Origin of the sequence: Candidatus Burkholderia verschuerenii, assembly GCF_001189365.1 — a bacterium.
Taxonomy (GTDB): Bacteria; Pseudomonadota; Gammaproteobacteria; order Burkholderiales; family Burkholderiaceae; genus Caballeronia; species Caballeronia verschuerenii.
Genome location: NZ_LFJJ01000174.1, coordinates 1 through 12,110 on the forward strand (window position 1 = coordinate 1; position 12,110 = coordinate 12,110).

The window sequence follows — 12,110 nt, forward strand, 5'->3', positions numbered from 1 at the left end:
CTTACCCGGAACAATGGACTCCAGTCGTCCCCATATCTCATCGGTCAGCAACATTCGACTCATCTTGATCGCTTACGCAAAAGATGAGATGTAAACACATTTCTTCAAATGTGAACAGAGCCTAGGAGGACATGCGTCACTGGTAACGGTGGGGTGTGAAGCTTCTCTGACAACTTAGCCTCTCGGATGTTTCGGGCACACCGGTCTGTGAGGAAGGGTGTGGTACTCCTAGCAGCAAGGGGGTACGGAGCTAGGCTGACTGATAGGGTTAACGCAAGTGAACTGCTGATAAACCTCGTTAGAATTGTGGTGCCTAAGCTGCTGTGTGGCATTGACCAAAAGGTATGCGGCCGGTTGTCTCGCTCGAATCTCGAGACACGTCGTCGTTGGGCCGTCGGGGAATAGGCAGAACCTAAGTCAGTCGTGTGACGCATCGGGAACGTGGTAAGCCCGTATTGTTGCCGGGGCTGTTGCCCGGCAGGCGAACCGTGAGGAACGCTGTTGATGGTGCGGGTATGGGAAGACGGAGAAAGCGAACGTCGGGCTGTAATGGCTCGGATAGGAGTTGAGACATCACTCCACGCGAAAGCGGGCAGACTTCCGTCTGGTCTACCGTCGCAAGACGGCTGACTAACCCTCTGGTACTTGGTTAGATGCGGGTGCTTGCATCCGTATTGAGGTGTTTGTTCGAGACATGGGTGCACGCGCCTGTGTTGAGTTCTGTTGTTCCCCAGCGGGGTGTGTCTACCCCGCTGGGGGAGATGCGCCTTCTGCCGGGGTCTAACCCAAGGTAGGAGAGCAGCATGAGAGTATCTAGTCGGAAGACTGGGTCTGCGCTTTCCCACGTCCCAGACAATTGGCACGCTATAGACTGGCGGCTCGTTGAACGGAATGTGAGAGGGATTCAGATTCGAATTGCGAAGGCGACGCGGGAAGACGACTGGCGCAGGGTGAAAGCCTTGCAACGGATGCTGACTCGCACGTTGTCCGCAAAGCTGTCTGCGGTACGACGTGTTACACAGAACCAAGGTGCGCGAACGGCGGGAGTCGATCGCAAACTGTGGGACTCGCCTGAGATCCGATGGGAAGCTGTCAGTAGATTGAAGCGGCGCGGATATAAAGCTCTGCCTTTACGGAGAGTCTATATCCCCAAGGCCAATGGGAACGCCCTCTGGGCATCCCGACCATGCAAGACAGGGCGATGCAAGCCTTGTATCTGCTGGCCTTGGAGCCTATAGCGGAGTCGAAGGGCGATCCGAACTCATATGGGTTCCGAAGAAACCGCTCTACGGCGGATGCTATGGGTCAACTTCGTGTGTGCCTTTCTCGCGAGGTTTCGGCCTCGTGGATACTAGAGGCAGATATCGAAGGCTTCTTCGATCACATCAACCATGACTGGCTGATCGCGAATGTCCCAATGGACACGAGCATCCTGCGGAAATGGTTGAAGGCTGGCCTGATTTACAAAGGACAGTTGCAGGCGACAGAGGCCGGTACGCCGCAGGGAGGGATTATCCCGACATTGGCTAACATAACGCTGGACGGGCTGGAGGACGGTCTGACGATGCACCTACGTGCAAAGTTGGGCAAGACGAAGGCTCGAACGCTGAAGGTAAATGTGGTGCGATACGCCGATGACTTTGTGATTACTGGTAACTCCTGCGAGTTGCTGGCACAAGACGTCCGGCCTTGGGTGGAAGCATTCCTCGCTCAGCGCGGACTACAACTATCCGAGCAGAAAACGCGCATCACCCACATTGACGATGGGTTCGATTTCCTCGGTTGGAACTTTCGGAAGTACAACGGAAAGTATCTGCCGAAACCTAGCAAAAAGAACGCGCAAGCGTTCTATCGCAAGGTGGCGGAAACGATCAGCGGCAACAAAACGGTGACACAAGCGGATCTAATCCGGCTGTTGAACCCGATGTTGCGAGGATGGGCTCAGTATCATCGGTTCGTCTCGGCCAAGAAGGCGTACAGCCGCATGGAGCATCTAGTTTTTCGGAAGCTCTGGTGGTGGTCCCGCAGGCGACATCCACGCAAGAGTGCCGGATGGGTGCGAAGGAAGTATTTCCACACATCGGGCTCCCGGCAGTGGGTCTTTGCTTGCCGTACGCCGTCTGATGACGGTAAGTGGGAGTTGAGTGAGTTGTTCGCGCTCAGCGCAATAAGCATCAAACACCACACTAAGATCCAAGGGGACTACAACCCCTTTGATCCCACGTGGGAAGTGTATGGCGAGCACCTGCGACAGACGCGTATGTGGGAATCGATGCGCTACCGTAAGCAGTGGGCGAAGCTATATATGTCGCAGGGCGGGCTTTGCGCGCACTGTGGTGGTGCTCTGACGGACGAGACGGGTTGGCACGAACATCACTGCAGTACCGGATGCATGGCGGTTCCGACGCATTGTCCAACAGGGTTCTGCTCCATCCTTTTTGTCATCAACGGGTGCACGTAGGTAACTTGGTAGTAACTAAGCCGGTTCTGGCGTAAGCCAGAACTTAGTTTGTAGATTTGAGCCGTATGCGGGGAAACTCGCACGTACGGTTCTCGGGTAGCCCGATCTTCGTAAGAAGGTCGGGCTACCCGACATTTCACCCAAATGGACTTAAGTCGCCGAGGTTTTCCGAACGCGGGCGCATCGCAAAAATGCACCCTGCCGAAGCCGCGACGCAGACACTGATCCGATGACGACCGGTTTCCTTCAGAAGATTTTTGGCAGCCGCAATCAGCGGCTGGTCAAGCAGTACCAAAAGACCGTTGTGGCGATCAACGCCCTCGAGCCGACCGTCGAGAAATACACGGACGATCAGTTGCGCGCGAAGACGGATGAATTCCGTCAGCGCGTCGCGGGCGGCGAGTCGCTCGACGTGATTCTTCCCGAAGCCTTCGCCGTGTGCCGCGAGGCCAGCCGGCGCGTGCTGAAGATGCGTCACTTCGACGTCCAGCTCATCGGCGGCATGGTGCTGCACTATGGCAAGATCGCGGAAATGCGCACCGGCGAAGGCAAGACGCTGGTCGCCACGCTCGCCGCGTATCTGAATGCGCTGTCCGGGCGCGGCGTGCACGTCGTCACGGTGAACGACTACCTCGCGCAGCGCGACGCCGAATGGATGGCGCGTCTGTACAACTTCCTCGGTCTGTCGTGTGGCGTGAATCTGTCGAACATGCCGCATAACCAGAAGCAGGAAGCGTATGCGGCGGACATCACGTACGGCACGAACAACGAGTTCGGCTTCGACTATCTGCGCGACAACATGGTCTACGAGACCGATGCGCGCGTGCAGCGGCCGCTCAATTTCGCCATCGTCGACGAAGTGGACTCGATCCTGATCGACGAAGCGCGGACGCCGCTGATCATTTCCGGCCAGGCCGAAGATCACACCGAACTCTACGTGCGCATGAACGCGCTGCCGCCGCTGCTCGAACAGCAGATCGGCGAAGAGAAGGCGGACGGCACGGGCGTCGAGAAGCCGGGTGATTACACGCTGGACGAAAAAGCGCGTCAGGTGTTCCTGACCGAATCCGGCCATGAAAAAGCGGAACGTCTGCTGGCCGAATGGGGTTTGATCGGCGAGGGCGAAAGTCTCTACGCGCCGCAGAACATCACGCTGATGCACCACGTGTACGCCGCGTTGCGCGCGCACACGCTGTTCCATCGCGATCAACATTACGTCGTGCAGGACGGCGAAGTCGTCATCGTCGACGAATTCACCGGCCGGATGATGACGGGCCGCCGCTGGTCGGACGGTCTGCATCAGGCGGTGGAAGCCAAAGAGCACGTCAAGATTCAGAGCGAGAACCAGACGCTCGCGTCGATCACGCTGCAGAACTACTTCCGCATGTATTCGAAGCTGTCCGGCATGACCGGCACGGCGGATACGGAAGCCTACGAATTCAACGAAATCTACGGGCTCGAAACGGTTGTCATTCCGACCAATCGAGTGCCGAAGCGCGCCGACAAGCAGGACCAGATCTACAAGACGTCGAAGGAACGTTACGACGCGGTGATTCGCGATATCCGCGAATGCGTCGAACGCGGCCAGCCGACGCTGGTCGGCACGACATCGATCGAAGCGTCCGAGTTGCTGTCGCATCTGCTCGGTCAGGCGGGCGTGCGTCACGAAGTGCTGAACGCCAAGCAGCACGCGCGCGAAGCGGCGATCGTCGCGGAAGCGGGCCGTCCGGGCGTCGTGACCATCGCGACGAACATGGCCGGTCGCGGTACGGACATCGTGCTGGGCGGCAATGTGGAAAAGCAGGCGTCGTTCATCGAAGCCGATCTGTCGATTCCCGAGGAAGAAAAAGCCGCGCGCATCCAGAAGCTGCACGACGAATGGCAGACGCTGCACGATCACGTGAAGTCGGCGGGCGGTCTGCATATCATCGGCACGGAACGTCACGAATCGCGCCGGATCGACAACCAGTTGCGCGGCCGCGCGGGCCGTCAGGGCGATCCGGGTTCGTCGCGCTTCTATCTGTCGCTGGACGATCCCTTGCTGCGCATTTTCGCGGGCGACCGCGTGCGCGCCATCATGGATCGCCTGAAGATGCCGGAAGGCGAGCCGATCGAAGCGGGCATGGTCACGCGTTCCATCGAAGGCGCGCAACGCAAGGTCGAAGCGCGCAACTTCGATATCCGCAAGCAGCTGCTCGAATACGACGACGTCGCCAACGATCAGCGTAAGGTGATTTATCAGCAGCGCAACGAACTGCTCGAGGCGAACGACGTGCAGGAAACCATCGCGGCCATGCGTCAGAGCGTGATCGGCGATCTGGTGCGCACCTTCGTGCCGGCGGGCAGTATCGAAGAGCAGTGGGAAGCGCCGGAACTGGAAGAAGTGCTGCGCAACGAGTGGTCTCTCGATCTCGCGGTGCAGGAAATGATCAACGAGTCGAACTCGATCGACGCGGAAGAAATCTGCGAAGCCGTGCTCGCCGCCGCCGACGAAGCATACGAAGCGAAGGTCGCTATGGTCGGCCGCGAATCGTTCAGCGCGTTCGAACGCTCGATCATGCTGCAGACGCTCGACACGCGTTGGCGCGAGCATCTCGCCGCGTTGGATCACTTGCGTCAGGGCATTCATCTGCGCGGTTATGCGCAGAAGAACCCGAAGCAGGAATACAAGCGCGAGGCGTTCGAACTGTTCGCCGCCATGCTCGACGCCATCAAGCAGGAAGTCACGCGCGTCGTGATGAACGTGCAGATCCAGTCGCAGGAGCAGCTCGAACAGGCCGCCGAGGAATACGAGGAAAAGGGCAGCCATCTGGAGAACGTGTCGTTCACGCACGCGGACTTCAACGCCCCGGCCGCCACGCCGTCGCCGGAAGCCGCCACGGCGACCGCTGCCGCGCAGATGGTCACGCAGGCGACAGCCGGCGACGATGTCGGCGTCGCCACGCACGCAGCGGCGGACGACGTGCCGAAGGTCGGCCGCAACGATCCGTGCCCGTGCGGCAGCGGCAAGAAATACAAAAACTGTCACGGCAAGCTGGCTTAATGCTCTGCTGACAGATGAGACGAGCGACGCAGCGATGCGTCGTTTGTCTTTGCAGGCCTCACATGGACGGAGTGCCAGCCCTAAGCGTTTCATGGCGTCGCATCGACATGCCGAGCGGCGTCAGTCCTTCACAGCGTGCCGGTGCAGCAGTCCGGCACTCGCCACCATTAGCGAGTCGCGAACATGGCCGTCAATTTCCCTTCCATCGATCCCGCCAAGCTTCATCCCGTCGCCGGCGTCACGCTCGGCTGGGCCGAAGCGCATATCCGCAAGCCCAATCGCAAGGACGTGCTCGTCATTCGCGTCGATGAAGGCGCGACGGTCGCGGGCGTGTTCACGCTGAACCGCTTTTGCGCGGCGCCGGTGACGGTGTGTCGCGAGCATCTCGCGGTAGCGGGCAAGGGCGGCAAGGGCATTCGCGCGCTGGTCGTGAATACCGGTAACGCGAACGCGGGCACGGGCGAGCCGGGCATGGTCGTCGCGCGCGAAACCTGCGCGGAACTCGCGCGCCTCGCGGGCCTCGACGCGCAGCAGATTCTGCCGTTCTCGACCGGCGTGATTCTCGAACCGCTGCCGATCGATCGCCTGAAGGCCGGTCTGCCCGCCGCGCTCGCCAATCAACAGGCGGCGCACTGGTTCGATGTCGCGCAAGCCATCATGACGACCGATACGCTGCCGAAAGCCGCATCGCGTCAGGTGACGATCGACGGCCACACGGTCACGATGTCCGGCATCAGCAAGGGCGCGGGCATGATCAAGCCGAACATGGCGACGATGCTCGGCTTCCTCGCGTTCGATGCGAAGGTCGCGCAGCCGGTGCTCGATCAGCTCGTGAAGCACGTCGCGGATCGCTCGTTCAACTGCATCACGATCGACGGCGATACGTCGACCAACGATTCGTTCATCCTGATCGCATCGGGCAAGTCGTCGCTGCCGGAAATCACGTCGACGAATTCGCCCGCCTACGCCGCATTGCGCGATGCCGTGACGGACATCGCGCAGGAACTGGCGCAACTGATCGTGCGCGACGGCGAAGGCGCGACCAAGTTCATGACCGTCACGGTCGAAGGCGGCAAGGACGTCGCCGAATGCCGCCAGATTGCCTATGCGATCGGCCATTCGCCGCTCGTGAAGACCGCGTTCTACGCCTCCGATCCCAACCTCGGCCGGATTCTCGCGGCGATCGGTTATGCGGGCGTGACGGATCTCGACGTCGGGAAGATCGATCTGTATCTGGATGACGTGCTGGTCGCAAAGGCGGGCGGACGCAATCCCGAGTACAAGGAAGAAGACGGCCAGCGCGTGATGAAGAAGAGCGAAATTCTCATCTGCGTGCTGCTGGGCCGTGGCAACGCGCAGGCGACCGTGTGGACCTGCGACCTCTCGCACGATTACGTGAGCATCAACGCCGACTACCGCTCGTAAGCATGGACAAGCTCGAACAATTTCTCACGCGCGCCGAAGCGGTGCTGGCGCGCATCGAAGGCATGTTGCCGCCGGCCGTGCCCGATATCGACTGGGAATCCGCCGTGGCGTTTCGCTGGCGCAAGCGTCAGGGTCGCGGCTTCCTGCAACCGGTGACGGCTATTTCGCGTATCGCGCTCGACGATCTGCAGAACATCGAGCGCCAGAAAGGCCTGATCGAGCAGAACACGAAGCAGTTCGTGAAGCAGCAGCCCGCGAACAACGTGCTGCTGACGGGCGCGCGCGGCACGGGCAAGTCGTCGCTGATCAAGGCGTGTCTCAACGCGTACGCGAAGGACGGCCTGCGTCTGATCGAAGTCGATAAAGACGATCTGCACGATCTCGGCGATATCGTCGATCTGATTTCGGCGCGGCCCGAACGTTTTATCGTGTTCTGCGACGATCTTTCGTTCGAGGAAGGCGAGTCGGGCTACAAGGCGCTGAAAGTCGCGCTCGATGGCTCGATCACCGCGCAATCGGACAACGTGCTGATCTACGCGACGTCGAATCGCCGCCATCTGCTGCCCGAGTACATGAGCGACAACGAGACCTACAAGCACACGTCCGATGGCGAGATTCATCCCGGCGAAGTGGTCGAGGAAAAGATTTCGCTGTCCGAGCGCTTCGGTCTGTGGGTCAGCTTCTATCCGTTCAAGCAGGACGATTATTTGACGATCGTCGGCCACTGGCTGAAGCACTTCGGTTGCGATCAGGCGGAAATCGAAAGCGCGCGCGGCGATGCGCTCGTCTGGGCATTGGAACGCGGTTCGCGTTCAGGCCGCGTCGCGTGGCAATTCGCGCGCGACTGGTCGGGCCGCAAGACGGGATCGGCGGCATGAGCGGCGCGCCAAGCGATCTCGCGCCGGATGGCCGCAAGGTCACCGAAGTGGCCGTCGGCGTGATGGTGCAGAACGATGGCCGCTATCTGCTCGCGCAGCGTCCGGCGGGCAAGCCATATGAAGGCTACTGGGAGTTTCCGGGCGGCAAGCTGGAAGCGGGCGAGAGCATCGAGGCGGCGCTCGGCCGCGAGTTGCATGAAGAACTGGGAATCGATTTGACCGCGTGCGAACTCTGGCGCACGCTCGAGCACGATTATCCGCACGCGTACGTGCGGCTGTTCTTCTGCAAGGTGACGAAGTGGAACGGCGATCCGCGCGGCCGCGAAGGTCAGGCAATCGCGTGGCAGACGCTGCCCGTGGACGTCTCGCCGCTGTTGCCGGCGGCCATTCCGATTCTCGAATGGCTGGAAGAGGAAACGCGCGAGTAAGCTTTAATTCAGGCCGCCGCGCGAGTCATCGTCCGGCGGCGTTTCCTGCGCATTTTCTTCGATCCGATACTTCTCGGTCGCCCACGCGCCGAGATCGATCTGCTTGCAGCGCTCGGAACAGAACGGGCGAAAACGGTTTTCAGGGACCCAGCGGACATCCTTGCTGCAGGTCGGGCATTTAACGACAGTGGTCATGACAGTGACGAGTTGAGCCGGCTATTGTCGTTATTTGACCATATGAGGGCCGATCATTCTTCAGGCCCGCGCTCCGGTCAAAGGCTGCAAAGCGTCAGATGAAACGGTACGTCGACATCGACGGCACGCGGTTTCAAGTCGCCGTCCTGCACCGTGAAACGCACCCACAGCATGTACTTGTTCGCGCTCGCCTCGGGAATGACGCGCACTTCCGGCGACACGCGCACCTGCATCAATTGATAGGTTCTGCCGGACAGCATCTGCTGATAGCTGCCTTGCATCGCCATGGCCTTCGATGCCTGGCCCGATTCGCGCGCGAGGCGCAGCACGATGGCGGCGGCATCGCGCAACGAGAGCATCGGCATGACCCACTTGGCGATGTCCTGACGACGCTCTTCCACCGGCAACTGCTGCCACGCGTAGTACGATGGAAGATCGAACTTGCACGTTCCGCCGGGGATGATCGTGCGGCTGCGAATGCTCGATAGCCATTCGTTGTCCGCGAGATGCTGGCCGGTCTTGCCGTGCATGTCGCCGAGACCGGCGAGCGTCTGCTCGATTTCGCCGAGCACGGCTTCGAGCGCGTCCTGCTCGATGCCCGGATTGCCGCGGAACGGTGCGAGCGTCTGACGCTGGCGCTCCAGTTCCTTCATGAGATCGGCTTTGAGATCCGTGCGGCCGGCGACTTCCGCGATCTCGAAGAGCGTCGTGAGCGCGACATGATGCTCGCGAGCGTCTTCCTGAGTCAGAAAGAACGTGAAGCGCTCGAACAGATCTTCGAGGCGCAGCAGCGTCCGGATTCGCTCGTTGAAGGGATACTCGTAAAGGATCAAGCGCGCGCCTCGAAAAAGGTCATTGCTTCCATGAGCGGAAGTGAAGACATTCTAATGCCGCATGCTGACCCTAGCAAATCGGGCCGAATTTATGCGCCCTTGAGCGGTTTCGATGCGGAAAACGGAACTTTTCCGCGTTTTCAGCACATCACCGTGCGATGCACTTGTCAGACGGAAGCGAATTGCAGATACCGCGAATGCAATGCATCGACTTCGCTGGTGAGCGATTCGAGCGTCGACGTTTCGTCGTTCGTGACGATATCGTCCGCCGCCGCGAGCCTCGCCTCGCGCGTTGCCTGCTTCGCGATGATCGCCAGCACCTGTTCGTGCGTGAAGCCGTTGCGTCTGATCACGCGCGCGATCTGCGTTTCGACCGGGCAATCCACCACCAGCACGCGTGTTACGCGATCCGACCAGTTGCCCGACTCCACCAGCAAAGGCACCACGACGATGTGATACGGCCCGCCCGCCGCGTGCCGCTGACGCTCGGTTTCGGCGCGAATCAGCGGATGCACGATGGCTTCGAGACGTGCCTTCGCGGTGTCGTCGGCGAAGACCAGTTCGCGCATCTTCGCGCGATCGAGCGCGCCGTTCGCGGCGACGAACGCATCGCCGAATTCGCTCGCGATGAGCGGCATCGCCACGCCGCCCGGCGCCGTCACCTGATGCGCGATGAGGTCGGTATCGACGAGCGGCACGCCGTGCGCGGCGAACCTGTCCGCGACCGTGCTCTTGCCGCTGCCGATGCCGCCCGTCAGGCCGATGCTGAACATCCGATGCTCCTCTTCGATTTCGATCATCCGAACAACGAATAAAACGGCGTGCCGATAAACAGCGTGATGGCGCCGCCCGCCGCGAGAAACGGCCCGAACGGAAGCGGCTCCTCGAAACGCATGCGGCCGCGCCAGGTCGCCAGTATGCCGACGACCGCGCCGGCCACCGCCGAGATGAGCACGACTTGCGCCAGCGCCGCCCAGCCGAGCCATGCGCCGAGCGCCGCGAGCAGCTTGAAGTCGCCGTAACCCATGCCTTCGACGCCGCGCGCGAGCTTGAAGAGCCAATACACGCACCACAGGAACAGATAGCCCGCGATCGCGCCGGCGACGGCATCGTGCAAGCTCGCGAAGCCCGCATCGCCGAAGTTGACGATGAGCCCGGCCCAGACGAGCGGCAGCGTCAGCACATCGGGAAGATAGCGCGTGTCGTAGTCGATCAGCGCGGCGGCGAGCAGCGTCGCGCACAGGCCGAACGCGGCGAGCGCGGGCCAGTCCGGACCATACGCGTACAAAGACAACGCGGCGAGCGCGCTGCTCGCGAGTTCGATCGACGGATAACGCGCACTGACGCGCGCCCCGCACGACGCGCACTTGCCTCGCTGCACGAGATAACTGACGACGGGAATGTTTTCCCACGCGCGCAGCACATGGCCGCAATGCGGGCACGCGCTGCGCGGCACGGCGAGATTGAAGCGCGCGGGATAGCCGTCGGCGGGCGATGGCGATCCTTCGGGCAAGGTCGCGTCGACTTCGGCGCGCCAGGCGCGTTCGAGCATCACCGGCAGGCGATGCACGACCACCGTCAGAAAGCTGCCGATCACCAGACCGAACACGATCGCGAACGCGTATTGCGCGCCGACGGGCAGCAGCGCGAACGCTTCGCCGTAGCGGCTCGCGAGATGGACGGAGGACGGATCGAACGATGGCTGCATGTTTTCGAACGGTGAGGCGAACTGAGGCTGTGGCCCGCGATGCTACACCACGTTGCCGAGCTGAATGATGGGAAGATACATCGCGACGACGAGCCCGCCCACGAGCGCGCCCAGCACGGTGATGACGATGGGCTCGCACAGGCTTGCGAAGCTGCCGATGCGCTCGTCCACCTGACGATCCGCCAGCGTGGCGAGATCGAGCAGCATCGTGTCGAGCGAGCCGGATTCCTCCGCGACCGCGATAGGCTGGACGACGTCCTGCGGGAAGCAGCCGAGCGCGCGCATCGCGGCGGCGAGGCGTTCGCCGTTGTGCAGGCGCGCGGCGATCTCGACCGTGGCCTGATCGAAGACGCGGTTGCCGGTGGCGTGCGCGAGCGAATCGAAGGCGTCGGAAAGCGGCGTGCCGGCGGCCAGCAAGGTGCCGAGCGCGCGGCTCCAGCGTGCGACCGCGAGCGAACGCAGCAGCGCGCCCGCGAGCGGCAGTTTCAGCGCAATGCGATCGGCCCGCTCGCGCGCTTGCGGCGACTGCTTCAGCCGACGCGCGACGACCAGCGCGACGCCCGCGCACAACGCAGCGAACGGCAGCGCATGACGCGTGACGCCATCCGACAGCGCGAGCACGAAGCGCGTCGGCGCGGGCAGCGCCGCGCCGAAACCGTCGAAAATCGTCTTGAAGGTCGGCACCACGCCGATCAACAGACCCGCCGTGATCGCGAGCGACAACAGCAGCATCATGACCGGATAGGTCAGCGCGGCGCGCAGTTTCGCCCGTTGCGACGCGGCGCGTTCGCGATCGTCGGCGAGACGCGTGAGCACGGTGGGCAGCGCGCCCGCCACTTCGCCGACCGCGACGAGCTGGCAATACAGCGCATCGAAGGCGGCGGGATGAAGCGCCAGCGCCGCCGAGAACGGCATGCCTTGCACGATGTCCCGCGCGACGGCGCGCACGATACGCGGCAATCCGCCACGCGTACCGGCATCGGCGAGCATGTCGAGTGCGCCCGCGAGCGGCAGTCCGGCGCGCAGCAAGCCGGAGAGCGGACGCGTGAAGGCCGTCACGTCGTTCGTGGATGCCTTCGCGCGGTGCCTTATACACATGCGACGCCGGCGGGGGGGGGGGGGGGGGGGGGGTGGGGGGG

Annotated in this window: 9 protein-coding genes and 1 pseudogene; 5 read left to right on the plus strand and 5 right to left on the minus strand. The window is 62.0% G+C overall.

Going from position 1 to position 12,110, the window contains the following annotated elements:
• The first annotated feature begins 803 nt into the window (after nucleotides 1-803).
• The 5 genes and pseudogenes from ltrA (at nucleotide 804) to BVER_RS22875 (ending at nucleotide 8,235) form a co-directional block, all read left to right on the plus strand.
• Nucleotides 804-2,496, plus strand: a pseudogene (ltrA, locus tag BVER_RS22855) (group II intron reverse transcriptase/maturase).
• 194 nt (nucleotides 2,497-2,690) lie between these two features.
• Nucleotides 2,691-5,504 carry a preprotein translocase subunit SecA gene (gene secA, locus BVER_RS22860; protein WP_050455229.1) on the plus strand — a complete coding sequence of 938 codons (2,814 nt, stop codon included), beginning with the start codon at nucleotides 2,691-2,693 and terminating at the stop codon, nucleotides 5,502-5,504.
• A gap of 183 nt (nucleotides 5,505-5,687) precedes the next feature.
• Nucleotides 5,688-6,929 (plus strand): bifunctional glutamate N-acetyltransferase/amino-acid acetyltransferase ArgJ, encoded by a 1,242-nt coding sequence (gene argJ, locus BVER_RS22865; protein ID WP_050455230.1) that lies wholly within the window; start codon nucleotides 5,688-5,690, stop codon nucleotides 6,927-6,929.
• Nucleotides 6,930-6,931: 2 nt separating this feature from the next.
• Nucleotides 6,932-7,807: an ATP-binding protein gene (locus tag BVER_RS22870; protein WP_050455231.1), complete on the plus strand. Its 876-nt coding sequence runs from the start codon at nucleotides 6,932-6,934 to the stop codon at nucleotides 7,805-7,807.
• On the plus strand, nucleotides 7,804-8,235 hold the full coding sequence (locus BVER_RS22875) for an NUDIX domain-containing protein (protein WP_050455235.1): 432 nt from the start codon (nucleotides 7,804-7,806) through the stop codon (nucleotides 8,233-8,235). The genes BVER_RS22870 and BVER_RS22875 overlap by 4 nt, the downstream gene beginning before the upstream one ends.
• A 3-nt stretch (nucleotides 8,236-8,238) precedes the next feature.
• Here the strand turns inward: BVER_RS22875 and BVER_RS22880 are convergent, their stop codons facing one another.
• The 5 genes from BVER_RS22880 to BVER_RS22900 all read right to left on the minus strand — a co-directional run.
• Nucleotides 8,239-8,430 carry a DNA gyrase inhibitor YacG gene (locus BVER_RS22880; RefSeq protein ID WP_050455232.1) on the minus strand — a complete coding sequence of 64 codons (192 nt, stop codon included), beginning with the start codon at nucleotides 8,428-8,430 and terminating at the stop codon, nucleotides 8,239-8,241.
• A gap of 77 nt (nucleotides 8,431-8,507) precedes the next feature.
• Nucleotides 8,508-9,263 carry a cell division protein ZapD gene (gene zapD, locus BVER_RS22885; RefSeq protein WP_050455233.1) on the minus strand — a complete coding sequence of 252 codons (756 nt, stop codon included), beginning with the start codon at nucleotides 9,261-9,263 and terminating at the stop codon, nucleotides 8,508-8,510.
• Nucleotides 9,264-9,430: 167 nt separating this feature from the next.
• Nucleotides 9,431-10,036, minus strand: a complete 606-nt coding sequence (gene coaE / locus BVER_RS22890; protein ID WP_050455236.1) for a dephospho-CoA kinase — start codon at nucleotides 10,034-10,036, stop codon at nucleotides 9,431-9,433.
• A gap of 23 nt (nucleotides 10,037-10,059) precedes the next feature.
• Nucleotides 10,060-10,971 carry a prepilin peptidase gene (locus BVER_RS22895; protein WP_050455234.1) on the minus strand — a complete coding sequence of 304 codons (912 nt, stop codon included), beginning with the start codon at nucleotides 10,969-10,971 and terminating at the stop codon, nucleotides 10,060-10,062.
• Nucleotides 10,972-11,013: 42 nt separating this feature from the next.
• Nucleotides 11,014-12,110, minus strand: a 1,097-nt coding sequence (locus BVER_RS22900; protein WP_050455237.1) for a type II secretion system F family protein, incomplete at its 5' end; no start/stop codon positions are given.